Annotated in this window: 11 protein-coding genes and 1 tRNA gene; 8 read left to right on the top strand and 4 right to left on the bottom strand. The window is 28.7% G+C overall.

The window, feature by feature from the left end; genetic code table 11:
* The first annotated feature begins 130 nt into the window (after positions 1-130).
* Positions 131-206, top strand: a tRNA-Gly gene (locus HACICURT3053_RS02255).
* 1,009 nt (positions 207-1,215) lie between these two features.
* Positions 1,216-1,389 (top strand): DNA gyrase inhibitor YacG, encoded by a 174-nt coding sequence (locus HACICURT3053_RS02260; protein ID WP_157992114.1) that lies wholly within the window; start codon positions 1,216-1,218, stop codon positions 1,387-1,389.
* Positions 1,390-2,724: 1,335 nt separating this feature from the next.
* On the opposite strand, the gene rpsT is transcribed toward HACICURT3053_RS02260, so the two are convergent.
* A complete protein-coding gene (gene rpsT / locus HACICURT3053_RS02265) occupies positions 2,725-3,009 on the bottom strand; it encodes a 30S ribosomal protein S20 (protein ID WP_157992115.1) in 285 nt (94 codons plus the stop codon).
* A 1,011-nt stretch (positions 3,010-4,020) separates the two neighbouring features.
* Here rpsT and ileS point away from each other — a divergent pair.
* The 3 genes from ileS to ispH all read left to right on the top strand — a co-directional run bounded on the left by ileS (position 4,021) and on the right by ispH (position 9,219).
* On the top strand, positions 4,021-6,837 hold the full coding sequence (ileS, locus tag HACICURT3053_RS02270) for an isoleucine--tRNA ligase (RefSeq protein WP_157992116.1): 2,817 nt from the start codon (positions 4,021-4,023) through the stop codon (positions 6,835-6,837).
* Positions 6,834-7,313, top strand: coding sequence for a signal peptidase II (gene lspA / locus HACICURT3053_RS02275; protein WP_157992117.1), 480 nt, complete (start codon positions 6,834-6,836; stop codon positions 7,311-7,313). Before ileS ends, lspA begins: the two co-directional genes overlap by 4 nt.
* 952 nt (positions 7,314-8,265) lie before the next feature.
* Positions 8,266-9,219 (top strand): 4-hydroxy-3-methylbut-2-enyl diphosphate reductase, encoded by a 954-nt coding sequence (ispH, locus tag HACICURT3053_RS02280; protein ID WP_157992118.1) that lies wholly within the window; start codon positions 8,266-8,268, stop codon positions 9,217-9,219.
* Positions 9,220-9,657: 438 nt separating this feature from the next.
* On the opposite strand, the gene corA is transcribed toward ispH, so the two are convergent.
* A complete protein-coding gene (corA, locus tag HACICURT3053_RS02285) occupies positions 9,658-10,617 on the bottom strand; it encodes a magnesium/cobalt transporter CorA (protein WP_157992119.1) in 960 nt (319 codons plus the stop codon).
* A 1,246-nt stretch (positions 10,618-11,863) separates the two neighbouring features.
* Between corA and ompA the strand changes: the two genes are divergently transcribed.
* Both ompA and tig read left to right on the top strand, forming a co-directional pair.
* The gene (gene ompA / locus HACICURT3053_RS02290; RefSeq protein ID WP_157992120.1) at positions 11,864-12,925 is read left to right on the top strand and encodes a porin OmpA; all 1,062 of its coding nucleotides are present in this window, start codon (positions 11,864-11,866) and stop codon (positions 12,923-12,925) included.
* Positions 12,926-13,880: 955 nt separating this feature from the next.
* Positions 13,881-15,200, top strand: coding sequence for a trigger factor (tig, locus tag HACICURT3053_RS02295; RefSeq protein ID WP_157992121.1), 1,320 nt, complete (start codon positions 13,881-13,883; stop codon positions 15,198-15,200).
* Positions 15,201-15,321: 121 nt separating this feature from the next.
* Here the strand turns inward: tig and nadK are convergent, their stop codons facing one another.
* On the bottom strand, positions 15,322-16,203 hold the full coding sequence (gene nadK / locus HACICURT3053_RS02300; protein WP_157992122.1) for an NAD(+) kinase: 882 nt from the start codon (positions 16,201-16,203) through the stop codon (positions 15,322-15,324).
* Positions 16,204-16,323: 120 nt separating this feature from the next.
* Here nadK and grpE point away from each other — a divergent pair, with 120 nt between their 5' ends.
* Positions 16,324-16,911, top strand: a complete 588-nt coding sequence (gene grpE / locus HACICURT3053_RS02305; protein WP_157992123.1) for a nucleotide exchange factor GrpE — start codon at positions 16,324-16,326, stop codon at positions 16,909-16,911.
* A 177-nt stretch (positions 16,912-17,088) separates the two neighbouring features.
* Here grpE and ung read toward each other — a convergent pair whose 3' ends face one another.
* Positions 17,089-17,787 carry a uracil-DNA glycosylase gene (gene ung / locus HACICURT3053_RS02310; protein WP_157992124.1) on the bottom strand — a complete coding sequence of 233 codons (699 nt, stop codon included), beginning with the start codon at positions 17,785-17,787 and terminating at the stop codon, positions 17,089-17,091.
* Positions 17,788-18,951: the final 1,164 nt, after the last annotated feature.

Consider the following 18,951-nt stretch of genomic DNA (forward strand, 5'->3'; position numbering starts at 1 on the left):
GCAATATGATACGATCATTATCCAGATAACTTGATACTCTTAGTCCATAAGAGACAAGTTGCATAGAAAAATAATATTGTTATAATTCGTAGTTAATAATAAAAAAAACAATTAATCCTATCTAGTTTTTGCGGGAATAGCTCAGTTGGTAGAGCACGACCTTGCCAAGGTCGGGGTCGCGAGTTCGAGTCTCGTTTCCCGCTCCAAATGATCAACTCTAATATCATAAAGTTATACTATAATTCTTAATCTTTTCCCAATAGAAAAATAAAATTGAAATAGTCTTAATAATTTGATATGATCAATATCATTTCTTTTTAGATTAAAGAAATAAAAATGATTGATTTTTATTTTTATATAAAAACCCCGTTTGATAAACATATCAATATAATTATATTTTTCTAAAATAAAAAAAATAAATCACGATCTATATTAATAGATAGGATTATGATGATTAAAATATAGAAAACGTATGGTAAACTAGAAAATTCCTTACTTGATTGTATTATTCAAATAGACGACGGTTTCTTTCAAAAAAATCATTGTTGAAAACTAACATAAATTAAATACTTATTTATAAAGCAATAGTAAACTTAAAGAAAAAAAATTAAACTATCATCCAATATAAAATATAAAACTAATATAAATTGTATGTATATATAAAAATTAGTAATATATGGTATATATACCTACAATATTCTTATATATGATATATATCATATATAAGCGACCATAAAATCTATAAAATATTTATACATAAAACTAATTATGACAATATACTATTAAATATCATAATTACGATTACAAATCTATAATCAATATATCTGAAATATATAAATTAAGAAATCTTTATTCATCATAATCCTCTATCTTAGAAAGATATAAACAAGTTCTCTTTAATATTTGTATGTTAATTATTATAATAACTTAATTCTGTTCAAAACAGAATATCTCAAAATACCACACGTAGTTCTTGGAACAAACTTTCTATCTTTTTAGTAATGTATATTTTATCATTCAGATATAAAAATAAATATCTATCAACCAATCAATATATAAACTCCTTCTAGATACTAAAAGGTACATCTAATATAAAAGATCTAAATTATTTATAACTGAACTAATTAAACTAGGAACATTATCTAAATAATAATCTACATTAATAGATAAAAAATTAAATAAAACCATTACGAAACTAATAATAAAGAAAGAATAATGAACAATCCTAATTCAGTGAAATGTCCAACTTGTGAAAAAAAAGTGATTTGGGATAAGCTTAATCACTGGAGACCGTTTTGTAGTCAACGATGCAAAAAAATAGATCTTCATGGATGGATCACAGAACAACAATATATTAAAAATATAGATTCTTTAAATACCCTCAAATAAAGAACTCCTTCTTTACATAATATAAAATAAACAAAAAAATATAAACCTTTAATTTAATTTTACTTATTTTATATTTATAAAATATTCATTTTCTTAAAACTTAAGATCACTAATGATCCTCAAGTTACTTTCTATAAAAAAACTAAGTTACACATAAACCATAAATTCATATATCTATTTTAGTTAAAATAAAAATTTGTTAAATATATGTAATTTATTAGACCAATAACTAAATGTGATGCAATTCAAAATTGTACTTAAAAGAAATACAATTTTTTCGTCTAATCCAAATAAAAAAGTCACTTAATTTAATTAAGTCAAAAAAATACATGATTCTAATATAACCTAACAGGAGGTATTAGACTAAAAGTACACCAGAAACTAAAATCTTACTAAGACAAAAATCATTCTAACTCTTAGAAAGAAAGAACGATCAAGAAAATATCAAAAACTATCTAAAATATAAATCTTAATAATTCTTATATCATTTTAGTCCAAAAAATAACTACTACATCACAATATATTAAATGAATAAAAATCAGTAGGTAGAAAACCTTCTAGTTATTACTTTCCTACAATCATCTAGTTGAAGAAAATTTTACCTAAATACAAAGATAGATTACATATCATAACGGATCAAGAAAAGTCTTTTTAATTTAAATAAGATTAATTAATAGTTAAATTAAAAATAACTATCCTTCTTTTATTAGAAGTAAAGAATTAAACTTTAATTATTACATACGTTACTTCAAATTTACAAATTTACTGACTTATCTCTCTTTTTAAAATATTTTCTATCAGAAAAAATCACGTTCTCATACCTCTTCTATGTATTATAGAATATAATATAACAATTAAAAAAATCTATATTAATATAGTTCTGAAAACTGTTCAAATCTCAATCTATATAATAAGAAATATAAATATTTTCATTTTATAGAGGCTTATAGTCTCCGATGTAAAATCTTTACATCTTTTCGATATTTATTTAATCAATAACTTAACCACGAAATTGTTAAAAAAGATGTATAATTAGATTATACATTGAGTATTACGCAAAACTTAAATAATTGATACTTATCAATTAAAATTAGTTACTTATCTCATATCTTGATTAATAATATATTATATAGTTTATGTTTAAAAAGATAAAAATTATAGATTTGATCTACTATCATCATATTCTAATATAGAAATATCAATAAAAATACATGATTTATATTAGTGATAAATAATTCTTAACCATGAAACTAAATGTTCTCGAAGATTAACAAACATCCTAATTAACCTTTTATAAAAAACAGAAAATATAAAAAATATAAACTTTTAAAAAAATTATTTATGTATAGATAAATTCATAGGCATTTTTTTAATTTTTGCCATTAAATTAGATTTATGTCGTGCAGCTTTGTTTTTATGAATAAGTCCTTTAGAGGCATAACGATCAACCAGTGGCTGCATAATAGAAAATGCATTCTGAGCAGACTTTTTGTCCCCACTAGAAATAGCCATGTATACTTTTTTAATAAAAGTACGGATCATTGATCGATCACTGATATTATTTTTTCGACGCTTTTCAGAAGTTACAATACGTTTTTGAGCTGATTTAATATTTGCCAAAACATTACTCCTAATAATATTATTAAGAATGTATAAATAAAAAAATTATGGTCTTTTTCACAAAGGTGTCAAGAAATTTTCAAACATTATTCGCAAGCAATCATGATTAAACTATTAATACATCATGTATTATCTCTAAAGAGATAATCTTTAATTGTGTAATCTCAAGCAATACTCTAAACTCTTTGTAATAATATACAACTAATCATAATAATCCAACAATAACTTAGACCTTGTCCTTTAAATACGATCACTAATACTATATCTTATTAACCTAATACCTATTTTAATAGCACTGAAAATTATATAACACATAAACGAATATCATATTTATATCACTATAAAATATTTTAATCTACAAAACTTCAATATGAACCGAAGTTATCTTACTTCTACCATCTCAATATAGAAATCTTCGATAATGAATTATATACATATTCAATCTCTGAAATAGATTATTTTTAATTTTACATCAATAAAAAAATCAATCCATATAATACATTATATTAATTACACAGTGAAACAATATGAACAAAATTTAATATTATAGTTATAATTTTATTAACAAAAAACTTATTAAGAAAAATTATAGACTGTAATTATCCATTACACTCATCTAAATATTTATTTTATAACATCAATCAAGACTAAGAAAAATTAATAAAAAAAACAAAATAAACAGTATCGCAAAAAATTAAAATAAAGTATATGTTATTCAAAGATCTCAAAAATACAATTTTGCATGCTATAAAACTAACTGAACACGTATTGTCAATCACTAGTGAAATAAGAAATTCATAAACCTTTGGTGTGAATGCTATTATTAAAATATAAAATGCTCTTTCTCAGTTAAAATAATAACTCAAACATATAATATATTATGTAACTTATACTTATCATCCACTATAATTAGATTTTCAATAAATACAAAAAATTTCTATCCATCTATTTAGAAGGTTTTTATTAATATAAACCCGTAAAATACAAAAAAAAACGAAATACAAGGATCTAATGATTAACTATAAATCAACTCTTAATTTACCAAAAACAGATTTCCCTATGAAAGGAAATTTAGCAAAACAAGAACCATTTATATTACAACGTTGGTATAATGATAAATTATATAACATGATTCGAAATGCTAAAGAAGGGAAAAAAACATTTTTTTTACACGATGGACCTCCTTATGCAAATGGTAATATCCATATTGGCCATGCAGTAAATAAAATTTTAAAAGACATTATTATCAAATCTAAAAGCCTTTCGGGTTATAATGCTCCTTACATCCCAGGATGGGATTGTCACGGCCTACCAATTGAACAAGAAGTAGAAAAGAGTCTTTCTAAAACTAGGAGATCCATAAGTAAATCTGACTTCCGAGCTGCATGTCGACAATATGCCTCTCAACAGGTAGAACAACAGAAAACTGACTTTATTCGCCTCGGTATATTAGCAGACTGGGATAATCCGTATAAAACCATGGACTTTCAGACGGAAGCCAATATCATTCGATCACTTGGAAAAATGATTCAAAAGGGTCATCTATATAAGGGTGCCAAGCCAGTACAATGGTGCTTAAATTGTCGCTCTGCAATAGCAGAAGCAGAAGTAGAATACCTAAATAAAATTTCTCCATCTATTCAAGTTCTATTTGATGCTGTTGACAAAAAAAAAGTACAACGTAAATTTAGTAATCTCGATACTATTGGCCCAATTTCGATAGTAATTTGGACTACTACCCCATGGACCATACCAGCTAATCGCGCTATATCACTACACCCAAAATTCAGTTATCAATTAGTGAGTACTGGCGAAAGAACTCTCATAATTGCTTCAGAAAGAGTGAATAGTTGTATGAGAAAAATTGGTATAATGAAGTGGAAAGTTTTAGGTGAAACCTCTGGATCAGAATTGGAAAAGTTAGAATTTCATCACCCTTTTCTTCCTCAAATTTCTCCTATCTTCCTAGGCGAACATGTAACTCTAGACGATGGAACGGGTCTAGTACACACAGCGCCTGCTCATGGTGTAGATGACTACATTGTCAGTCAAAAATATGAGATTAAAGTCTCTAATTCCGTAGGACCAGATGGATGCTATATTCCATCAATTCACCCAAAGCTAGATGGTAAAAACGTATTTAAATCCAATCAGATTATTATTACACTTCTACGCGAAAAAAACGCACTTCTATACATAGATACAATAGATCACAGCTATCCTCACTGCTGGCGTCATAAGACGCCTATTATCTTTCGCTGTACCCCTCAATGGTTTCTTAGCATGGATAAGAAAAGACTCAGGGCACAATCCTTAAATCAGGCGCATAACGTAAGATGGATACCAGAATGGGGACAGGAACGAATTATATCTATGATCACTAATCGTCCTGACTGGTGTATCTCGCGCCAACGAATATGGGGTGTTCCTCTAACGTTATTTGTCCATAAAGAGACTAATCAATTACATCCTCAGTCATTAGACATTATCGAGAAAGTCGCTAAATTAGTAGAAATAAATGGCGTACAAGCATGGTGGGATCTGAAACTGTCTGACTACATTACATTAAATTCAGAAGACTATCTAAAAGTCTCTGATACTCTAGATGTTTGGTTCGATTCGGGATCAACTAGTTATTCAGTATTTAAATCACGAAATGAATTTAAAGACTATTTACCAGATCTCTACTTAGAAGGCTCTGATCAATATCGCGGCTGGTTTATGTCATCTTTAATAATTTCTACAGCTATTACAGGTAAAGCTCCATATCGAGAAGTTTTGACTCATGGTTTTACTGTAGATGACAAAGGCTATAAGATGTCAAAATCTAGAGGTAATACAATTAGACCACAAGAGATTGTCAATAGACTAGGCGCCGATGTGCTACGTTTGTGGACAGCATCAACAAATTATTCTGGAGAAATAGCTATTTCAAATCAGATACTAAAAAGCGCATCTGAAAGCTATCGTCGCATCCGTAATACCGCACGTTTTTTATTATCTAATTTAATCGATTTTAATCCTGACACTGATAAAATAAAAGAAAAAAATATGGTCATAATAGACCGATGGGTTATAGGTCGCGCACTAACAGTTCAAAATGAAATAATTGCCTCCTACGAGGCATATCAATTCCATACAGTAGTACAACGATTAGTACAATTTTGCTCTATTGAAATGGGATCATGCTATCTCGATATTATTAAAGACCGCCAATATACCGCAAAAACTAAAAGCACTGCTCGTCAAAGCTGTCAAACAGCATTATGGTATATTGCCGAATCATTAGTTCGTTGGATGGCACCTATTATATCTTTTACTGCAGATGAGCTATGGGGATATTTACCTGGTAAACGAACAAAATATGTATTTACAGAAGAATGGTTTACAGACTTATTTAGTTTAAATGATCAGGAATCTATGAATAATGAATACTGGGATACAATATTCAAAGTTCGCAGTGAAGTAAATAAAGCCATAGAACAAGCTCGTTTTGAGAAAAAAATTGGATCTGCACTAGAAACAAAGATTCTTTTATACACACATGAACCATTGACAAGCATGTTAACTCGTCTACGTGAAGAGCTTCGTTTTATTTTTCTTTCATCAAGCAGTGAAGTATTACATCTGGATGATGCTCCTCGCGACGCATATCAAAGCGATATGATTAAAGACTTGAAGGTAGTTGTACACAAAGCCAGTGGAAGAAAATGCCTACGATGTTGGCATCACACTCCTGATGTTGGCCTAAATTCCAAATATTTTGACCTTTGTGAACGTTGTATTACAAATATCAAGGGAGATGGTGAAGAGCGACAATTTGTATGATATCATTAAATCTGATCTACAGAAAAGTGAAATGGTTATATTTAATTGTAACAATAAGTACCATTGATATAGCCAGTAAAAAATGGATTATGCAGCATTTAATGCTATATGAATTAAAACCTTTAGCCCCTTATATTAATTTTTTTTATACTCATAATTACGGTGTAGCATTTAGTTTTCTTTCACATATAACAAATTACTACCGCTGGTCTTTAGTTGGCATTACGATATCTATCGTAATTATTCTCTTAATCAAACTTTATAGAACTAATATTAATTACAAAATAAATCAAATGGCCTATTCTTTGCTTATAGGTGGAGCATTAGGAAATCTTTATGATCGAGTGTGTTATGGATATGTCGTAGATTTTATTGATTTTTATATTAGTAATTGGCATTTTGCTACATTTAATATTGCAGATACTTCGGTATGCATTGGTTCTATTTTTTTATATTTAAGGAATAAATCAATTTAAATTGTAAACAATATAAAAAGTTTATTAAAAAATATAGTATTATCGTTATATAAAGCTAATCCATCTCTTATACAAGCACACAGTTCAATAACTTATATTAATCAATATCTCTTTTTAAAAATTTTACTACAATATCTAGCTATAACGCATCCATAGTTAGAAACTAAACTAATCTTACCTTGCTATCTACTAATAAAAAATAATATGAAAATATCTTGTTTTTCTGAATATAAATATCAAACCATATCCTAAATCTCGTAGGATTTTCAAAAAATATGAAGTAATCATGCGATTAATATAAAGTTGACCAAAACAGCTAAATACCTTGAATGAGCACTCTTCCGTACTTCCTTTTATCTTGACTTATTTACTTAATAATTAAGCTAATGATAGTTATTAAATAATGAGATACAAAAACCTTTAATTGTAGTAAAAAATAAATTTTTATAAAAATAAGAATCATTAGTCATTTATCTGTTTTCTATGATTATTACAATCACTAATTATCATTAAAGATAAAAAATTTCTATAATTTATTGTTTATAGATTCGATATGTACCATTTTAATTAGAACTAAACTAAGACACCATTAAATTCTAACAAAAAATAAACAATTATAATATAATTGGTTATAGTAACAACATTAGTATGTTATACTACATCAAACTACAGAACAATATTTTTAATTTAAAATAAAATAATGAAATGAATCTAATTTTACTAACTCCAATAAGTAAATTAATATGATTAAAATATAAAAAATCAATTTATAAACATATTATTCACATTGAGATACAAGCACTATAAATATTTTTTCTTACAAATAGATCTGATGCCTTTTTAACATAATTCTATAGAACAGATAAGATCTACTAACCATTATAGTTATAAAAAACGCTATTTCCTTTTACTAAATTAGTATAAAACCAATCTATTATCCTAGAAATTATTCATGAAAATATTATTAGCTAAACCACGTGGTTTCTGTGCTGGTGTGAAACGTGCAATTAATATTGTAGAGCGTGTATTAGAAATATATGGAGCACCAGTCTTTGTGTACCATGAAATAGTTCATAATCACTATGTAGTTAATAATCTTAAAGATCGTGGAGTAGTTTTTGTTGAAAACATAAATCAAGTTCCAGAAAAATCCATTCTTATCTTCTCTGCTCATGGTGTATCCAGGAAAATACGTCAACAAGCTAAAGAGAGAGGTTTAAAAAAACTTTTTGATGCAACTTGCCCATTAGTTACAAAAGTTCATATAGAAGTAACTCGCGCTAGCTGCTCAGAAACCGAAACTATTCTAATTGGCCATTCTGGTCATCCAGAAGTCGAAGGAACTATGGGTCAGTATGAGAACCCAAATGGTGACATATATCTAATTGAAAAACAAGAAGACGTGTTTTTACTCAAAGTGAAAAACGAAAATAAATTGTTTTTTATAACACAAACTACCCTATCCATTCATAATAGCCAACCTATTATTCATACGCTCCGCTCTCGTTTTCCTGCAATAAAAAGCTCGCCTAACAGTAATATTTGTTATGCTACAAGTAATCGTCAGAAAGCAGTCAGGACTTTAGCATATAAAAGCGATCTTGTTCTGGTGGTTGGATCTAAAAACTCCTCTAATTCTAATCGATTAGTCGAAGAAGCTAAATCCATAGGAACGAACTCATATCTCATTGCCTCTGAAGCAGATATTGATGAAAAATGGATAAAAAACACTCACCATATTGGAGTAACAGCTGGAGCATCTGCACCAGACATTCTAGTGCAACAAGTTATTCACAAACTGTCCAAACTCGGAGGAGTATATCCTACAGAACTAAGAGGATGTGAAGAAAACGTGATATTTAAAATTCCAAAAGAACTCCGTATTTTTACTCACGTTTGTGAATAATCACAAAATAAATTATGAATTTATGAAATATCAGCTATCTCTAACAAAGAGATAATTGTTACAAATAAAAAAATAAATAATATCTTTAAAAATTAATTACAATAACGTAGATTCATTGAATCTATCCAGAAAAATATCTCTCGATTTATTGAAAATCACTAATCTAGATAATACTATTATTTTAAATTCAGGTTAACTGACTAACGATTCATTCCCAATATATCATATAAAATCCAGTCAGAGCTCTAATTCAACAAATTTTTAAAAAATAGACAGTCTATAAATTTAAATCAACATCATTATATGATCCATAAATTCTCATTTATAGTACTTTACTATATTAGCTTACAGATAACTACCTTTTATGCATGAGGTAATTTCTATAATCATCTACCCTAATACTTAAACCGTCTATATCTGAAAATATAGATTACAATTCTACAACCAATTTTTTCGTTTAAAATAAGCATAGGGCGCGAGTCCTGCAAGTATCATGACTATAATGGCTAAAGGGTACCCTAGAGACCATTTCAACTCCGGCATAAACATAAAATTCATCCCATAACTAGAAGCCACAAGAGTAGGAGGCAAAAAAATTACTGATACAACTGAAAAAATTTTAATAATACGACTTTGCTCAATATTTATAAATCCCATAGCTGCTTGCATTAAAAAATTTACCTTCTGGAATAATGACTCTGTATGTGGTAAAAGAGATTCAATATCACGTAAAATCTCACGTGCTTGCTCTAGCTGATTACTAGGTAGACGAGCTTTTCTTACTAAAAAATTCAAAGCTCTTTGGGTATCCATCAGACAAAGACGAACCTTCCAACCAACATCTTCCTGACCTGCTAGCGCAGATAAAGCTTCATCAAATTCATCGCATTGCTTTCCACCCATAATTATTCTGCTAAATTTTTCTAAGTTACTCGATATATTTTCAATCTCATCTGCTAGTTGTTCAATTTTAGTTTCAAATAAATCTAGTAATAATTCATAAGCATTACCATCAATTAAAGTTTGATTACGCGCTCGCATACGATATAGGCGAAATGCTGGTAATTCACGTTCACGCAAAGTATAAAGACGACCATCTCGAATTGTAAATGCTACTGTTGAATTACCGGCATGATCATCCATGTCTGCATAAAAGAAAAATGAATGTACATGCAACCCATCTTTATCCTCAAAAAAACGTGCTGATGCTTCAATATCTTCTAATTCAGGCCGAGTAGCTAAGACTTGTCCTAAAACGCTTTGCACATGTGCCCGTTGAATCTCTTCTGGTTCAATTAGATCAACCCAAATTGACTCACTTAAATTGTCGTTAGAACTAGGATTCTCCAATTCCAATCGGCTTAGACGATTGTTTTTTAGTCTAAATGCATTCAGCATATACATATCTCATGGTTAACATAATAACATTCAATATGGTCTTATAGAATTAGTTCATAAAGTAAATAAAAAATTTATACACATAAATCGTACAACTATAAATCATTAATGATAAAGTGTTATATACCTAATTTTTCAATTATTATTATATGCGGTCCTTATAAAATACTCTATTTATTAGTATAACCACTACCCCTCTTTGTCTGATTCTACATGATATTTTTGATATATACTGATTATGCCTAATCTATTAATTTAAAATTATACATTATTTAGCAAACGCACAAAATCAAGTATTGTTATATAAATTTTTAAACACTAATGAATTAAGATTTTCGTCGTAAAGGCTTATACAAATTCTCTGTTTATCTTACTCTAATGATTTTTCTATTATATTGTTACGACCTATATAGATTAAATACAGAAAATATGTAGTATTTAAAATACTTCTATCTTGAAATAAATATAAAATTTTATAGATCGTCTCACATGCTACTCTTTCATTCTGATCTAAAATACTCCATGCTAAAATTATCTAACTTAGACACAATTCAAGTGATATACTTAAAAAAATCATCTTAGATATTAACCATCTCCATATATCTCAATATTTTGTTATCAATATGTTAATAAAGATTATAGATATATAAAAAATATATTAGACTATATCAGTCTAAAACATAAATCTATATGCAAATAGAAACAATCATATAATTATGGTTCAAAAAATCCGATATAGAAAAAATCTATAAGCTGGATTATTATTAGGCTTATTGTTTCATAAACATTTTATTAAATCTTCATTTAAAAAATATCTGACTTGCTAGATTTGACAATGCTAAAGTCTTATCAATTTTAATACAGTATTTTTCAGAACATGATCGATAAAGTACTATTATCTAATACCGAAAGTATATCTGTAAAAATTCATCTGATTATTGTAAATTTCTTTCGGTAAAATTAAATATACTATCTGTTAATATATTTATATCTCTATCCAGAATCTATAAATAATTAAAAATTAAATATAATATCCTCATAAATACTTTATTTTTTTATTCAACTATAGAATAACACACTTGTAAGTTTTCTAGTACGTTGTAAACTTTAGTTATCAACTAGGACAAAACTTAAACATTATATATATTTATGGAGGGCTATAAAACAGCTGAATAATATAGTAAATGGTTTTACCAAAGACACAACTTAAAGTCCATGTTTGATATGCATAATAACGAGAAAAAAAATGAACAAAACAGCTATCGCAATTACAGCAGCGCTTGCTAGTTTTACTACAACAGCGCAATCCAATACTCAAGATGATACTTGGTATATTGGTGGACAATTTGGCTGGTCTCAGTACCATGACACAAAATATTATGGTAATCATTACCTTGATAATGACGGTCCCACCCACAAGAACCAATTAAGCTCTAACGCATTCTTTGGTTATCAAGCTAATCAATATCTTGGATTTGACTTGGGCTACAACTGGTTAGGACGCATGCCTTATAAAGGAACAAAAACGCACGGTGCTTTTAAAGCACAAGGAGTGCAGCTGGCAACTAAATTAAGCTACCCTCTGACCCATAATTTTAATATATATACCCGATTAGGAAGTATGGTTTGGCATACTGAAACCAAACAAAAACAATTAGAAAAAGAACAAAAAAGAACAAATTATACTGGTGTGTCACCGGTAGCAACACTAGGAATAGAATACACTCTAACTCCAAATTGGACTACACATCTCGATTATCAATGGATTAATAATATCGGAGATGCATCAACTGTAGGTACTCGTCCTGATAATAACCAGCTAAATATTGGTCTCTCCTATCATTTTGGTCAAGATGTATCATCTTTAATGCACATTTTCACATCACCTCTAACTAAGGAAACTAATCATTATACACTAAAATCTGATGTATTGTTTGATTTTGATCAAACAGATTTAAAAAAAGAAGGAAGGCACACTCTTAATCAAGTATGTACTCAACTACAAAGTATGGACCCTCAACACCGCTCTATAAAATTAGTAGGTTATTCAGATTCTATTGGTTCTGAAGAATATAATCAAAAACTATCTGAAAAACGCACCCAATCTGTAGTAGATTACCTTGTGTCTCAAGGTGTTCCTTCTGATCAAATTTATTCACATGGAGCAGGCAAAACCAACCCCATCTCTATGAATACTTGTGAAAATATAGAAAAACGAGAAGAACTGATAGCCTGTTTAGCACCAGATCGTCGCGTAGAAATTGAAGTACAAGGTCTTCAATCTATTGAAGACCATGATTTGGATTAACCCTCAATGATCTATAAGACCCCATCATTGGGGTTTTATAGATCATTTAGCATTTGATTCGTATAAATATTTTTGATAGTATTTATCTTTAATTCAGAATAAGATATTGTCTATTTATACAAATATAAATATCATTAATTATTTTTCAAAACAAAAGAATGAATACTTAAGAAAATTTTTATTTTAAAAAATAATAATAAGTATTGAATCTAATTTAGATAGAACTTCCCTCTCAAAAAGAAAAAATGTAAAATTATTACCATATATCCATCCTAATCATTTGAATCAATTACTCTAGTATATAAACTTATAAACTATAAATATTTAATATTATTAGTTAATAATAATTTATTGAATTCTCATTAATTCACATGCATGTAATAAATAAATCAATCTCATTAATAAAAATTTCTTAAAAAGAGCCACCTTTCTCTGAAAAATCAAAGAAAAACTCTTTGTTATACACGAAAAATCTACTAAAAATGAATCTGAGTCACCATAATCAATACCTATATTCTTGGATAAGAAAATCTACTTATACTGAAATTGATTTAATATCAATCCTTGATATTACATTTTGCTTTCTCTAAACACACAGTGTTTTACTATATTTTATTTAAAAAGTTACAATAACATCCTTAAATATTTTATTATATAACCTACGTTACATATTATGCCCTTTCGATTACTATATTATAGTATATATTACTTTTAATAAGGAATCTGCAATTACTTTTCTACATTAAAAGGAACTATATTCAATTAAAGAAGCTGCTCTAAACTGATTAAAACACGAAGAGATATGATACAGTAGTATATTTATAATATTAACATATTTTTACAATACTTGTTTAAAAAGAGTATAGTTCTAGCACTTTGGTTATACAATTCATCTTGTAAAAAATAACAGGATGTATCTAAAGTTAACCACATAAATTATTTTTGAGGTCACATAATGAAAACATCAGTTGAAACAACTCAAGGTCTAGGTAAACGAATTACAATTACTATTGATAAGACAGTGATTGAAAAAGCAATCCAGAATGAGCTAGATACCATAGCTAAAAAAATAAGAATTGATGGTTTTCGCAAAGGCAAAGCACCAAAATTTTTGATTAAGCAACGTTATAGCACATCTATTCATCAAAATATTTTAAATGATCTTATGCAATATTACTTTATTGATGTAATTACGCAAAAAAAGATTAACCCAGTTAGCGCACCGAAATACATGCCTAAAGAATATCTTTATGGTGAGGATTATACCTTTTCTGCTGAATTTGAGGTTTACCCAGAAATCAAAGTGCAAGGCCTAGAAGGCATGGAGATTAAACAACCAATTACTGAAGTCACTGAAGACGATATTAGCGCAATGTTAGATCTTCTTAGAAAACAAAGAACTACGTGGGAAGAAACTTCTGAACCCATAACTATAGATAATCGTGTAACTCTTGACTTTATTGGCTTTATAGATAATCAACCATTTGAAGGGAATAAAGCCTCTAATGTTATATTAACAACAGGAAAAGGATACACAGACTCAGAAATTATGATCCTTACTTTACAAGAAAGAATTATTGGTCATAAAGCAGGCGAAAAATTCACAATTAATATTCAATTCCCAGAAGAATATACCACTGAAAACCTAAGAGGCAAGGATGCAGTATTTAAAATAGTACTCAAAAAAGTAGAAAGGCAAAAATTGCCAGACTTAACACCTGATTTCATTAAACATCTTGGTATAAAAAATGGATCCCTAGAAGAGCTTCGTAGCGAAGTTCGTAAAAACATGCAATGCGAACTTAATATTGCTGTATATAAATACATTAAAAAACAGGTGATCGATGAACTCATTAAAGCTAATAACATAGAAGTGCCTGCTTCTTTACTTGAAAACACAATTAATATCCTAAAAAATCAAACAAAAGAGAGTTTTAGTGAAAATAAAAAACGTACACTAACATTACCTCGTGAGCTCTTTGAAGAAGAAGCGCGACGCCGTGTACAAATTAACCTCCTTATAAATAATATTATTCACACCCATAACATAACAATTACTGAAGATCATGTTCAAAAATTAATTCAAGAGACAGCATTTTCTCATGAGGATTCATCAAAAACGATCGCATTATACAAAAAAAATACCACACTTATGAAAAATGTTCAGCATGCTGCTTTAGAGCAACAAGTTATTGAAATAGTGATTTCAAAAGCAAAATTAACTACAATACTGAGATCATTTCAAGACATGATGAACCCATTTGTATCAGTATAAATTAATATTTTCTCATTTAAGAGAAATCAATATTTCCATATTATAACGAAATAGATAGAGCTAAAATTAGCCATTATTTTTTAATATTTTCAAAGATATATAAAATTATATTTATATAATTTTAAAAAAATTTTTTTGACCATCCAAGCTTTGAACTAAGAATATTAAAGTAATTATAATGTTTAGGATGAATTAAATTTAATTCATCATTACTACGATAAATAACAATATGGTCACTTTTTTGAATAGGAAAAACAGTTTGGCTGTCAAAACTAATTTCAAGATCACCACATATGTCTGAAAAACGCAGACAGATACTGCTGTTATTGTGAATTACTAAAGAACGAGCTGATAACGTATGTGAGAACATAGGTACTAATGCTATTGCATCTACTGATGGCATTAAAATAGGTCCTCCTGCAGACAACGCATAAGCAGTTGAACCAGTAGGAGTTGAAACAATTAAACCATCAGAGCGCTCTGAAAAAGCAAACATTTCATCAATATATACTTTAAATTCAATCATATGTGCTGTTTTTCTAGAATGTACTACTACTTCATTCATTGCAGTAGCAATACATGGCGGTCCTGATTTATGACATATCTGCGCCTCCAAAAGAAAACGTCTGTCAACAAAGAAATGGCCAGCTAGCACCTGTTCTAACTGTAACCAAGCGTTTTCCGGATCCAAATCAGTTAAGAATCCAAGATTCCCTCGATTAATACCAATCACCTTGATATCATAACAAGCAAGACTGCGAGCAGCGCTCAACATACTTCCATCACCACCAACTACGACAGCTAAATCAGCTATACGACCAATATCTGATAAGGTCCCAGTTTTAACACGATAACGGAGATTTAACTGAGTTGCAATATGCGTCTCAATAATTACTTGGTAATCTTTTGCCAATAACCAGCGATAAAGCATATTATAAGTACTCAAAATAGCAGGACGACGTGGATGTCCAATAATCCCAATACAACTAAAAAACCGATTCATTATATTAATATTCCTTATAAAACAAACTAGTCTGACCGTGACATATCCCTTGAAACCACAATGATCACCCCCATAGTAAGAAGACTAGCGAGATGAATGTCTATATACACGGAGAAATTCATGAGTAGTCCAGACCAAAAAAAAATAAATGAAACAGATATAAATAAAATTGAAATAGAAAACGGAAATCAACAAGATCAAATTATGTCGTCAGAAGTAACAAAGGATAATACTGAGAACTTAGCTATTCTAGAAACGCATTTAGTTGAATTAAAAAATACTTTACGTGATACCAAGCTAAGAGCTCAAGCTGAAATTGAAAATATTCGTCGCCGTACTAAAATAGATATAGAAAAGGCACATAAATTTTCTCTAGAAAAATTCGCCAATGAATTATTACCTGTTATTGATAACCTCGAAAGAGCTCTAGAAATAGCAGATAAATCTAATCCTGCACTAGCACCCATGATAGAAGGGGTTGATCTAACAATGAAAACATTGCTAGATGCAGTCCATAAGTTTGGCATAGAAATAATTAGTCAAACTAATGTTCCGTTTAATCCGGAAGTTCACCAAGCTATGTCAATATTAGATTCTGAAGAGGTAGAATCCAACCATGTAATAATGGTTATGCAGCATGGCTATACATTAAATGGTCGATTACTTCGACCAGCAATGGTTTCTGTTTCTAAAGGCAAGAAAAGCTAACCTTTATTCTTTTAAGGAATTATTATATTAAATACACGATTCTTATTCTAAGAATCGCATGATAATAACTGCGTTGTATAAATAAACAAATACATTATCTAACCAAAGAACGAAATATACTTCCTTGATTAGATAATGTATTCATTATGAATGATCTAAATATTTCTTATCAAAGAACTAATCAATGGGATGTCCCTTTAAAGGCAAATACGGTGTCCAATTTATAATGGTCTTTTCTTTTCTAATCAACCATTGATTAGCCTTAGAAAAATGCTTACAACCTAAAAAGCCACGAAACGCTGATAATGGTGATGGGTGTGGTGCTAAAAAAATACAATGACGTTTTGGGTTAATAAGTATACTTTTTCTTTGCGCATAGAGACCCCATAAAAAAAATACTATATTTCTAGAGAATTGATTAATAACAGAAATAACTTGATTAGTAAAGATTTCCCAACCTAAGTTCGAATGAGAATAAGGACGCCCAGCTTCCACAGTTAAAATACTATTAAGTAATAAAACTCCTTGAATTGCCCAACTGTCTAAACATCCATGTGTAGGGGGCAAAAAACCAGGAATGTCACTGACTAACTCTTTATATATATTAGATAAAGATGGAGGAATATGTATACCAGGTTTTACAGAAAAAGATAAACCATCTGCCTGACCAGGACCATGGTAGGGATCTTGTCCAATAATAACAACTTTTACTTCTGCTAACGGAGTTAAACGAAAAGCACGAAACACATCCTTTTTATCAGGATAAATAATTTTTCCAGTCATTCTCTCATAATGAAGTCGATCAATTAAAACCTTAAAATAAGGTTTATCTCTCTCATTAGAAAATACATGAGACCAAGTGGTTACTCTACCCATTGAAACCACTTCAGTTTATTACAGATAGATCTCATCTAATCGACAATCTTGCTATCTATGTATAACTTGGTTAATTCATTAATCATATCATTCTTTTTATCAAAGACCCGCTATTAGGAGCGTGCAATTAACTATTCATTATTATACTAATTCCAAGTCTAGTTCTTATTTTTTAAACACAAAATTTAATCCTCTTACAAAAAATAATTAATATCACCTTGTATAGTCTATATAAAACATTGAATTTTCTAAAAAAAAGAAACACTTGCCAATTAATTTTTATTTAACTAATCTTTCTTCTATCAATCTCTCATTATTATCCTTATAGAGATGAGTGAAGAAAGAAAATAGATAAACAGTCTGGTATATCCCATAATATATGTATATTAAGAAATAAAACTCGTCCATGCTAATAAAATATTTAGTTCGTCTAACTAAAGAACAATGATCACTAGAGACGTGTTATAATCATAACACTATGATTTATATATCAATAATAAACATATGCAATATAATAAATATTATAGCTGCTCTAAACTATGCAGCATTATTTTCTAGGCTATTCCGCATTCTTTATAGCTCCTGAACACTAAATAATCATGTTTATCTTTTCATTTCTACAATAAAATTGTTCTTCCTAGCATCTATCTAATATAATAGATATTATTTGTTAGGTAAAAACAACGTTTGTTTTATATGTTATTTAATAAAATAGAAATTCTCTATGTTAAATTAACATATCAAATTCTCAGGATTTAATCCATAAATTCTTGATCTTTTTATAAAAAACTGATTTTAATGAACTTACTGACACTCACCTCATAAAATCTATTATTAGATCAAACTAAAATAGAATAAAACAATTATAGACCTGATATTAAAATCAAATCTATTACGATCAAAGAAATCTTAATGCATATGATTCTTTATTTTTAATTATCTCGACGATATCTTTCTTTTTATTTTATACACGCAGTAATTTTTTCATTACAAAACTTTATGCAAATACCTCTAAAAATCTGCCTCCTAATTTATATTATCTACTATATTTTAGCATTATACATATATAAATACTATCAACTATATATCAAAACAATAATCAAATCATAAAACACAATTGCACATAAGCATCTTAAACTATTAATTATCATCTCAAAATACCTT

Source organism: Candidatus Erwinia haradaeae (assembly GCF_900698855.1).
In the GTDB taxonomy this organism is placed as follows: Bacteria; Pseudomonadota; Gammaproteobacteria; order Enterobacterales; family Enterobacteriaceae; genus Erwinia_E; species Erwinia_E haradaeae_F.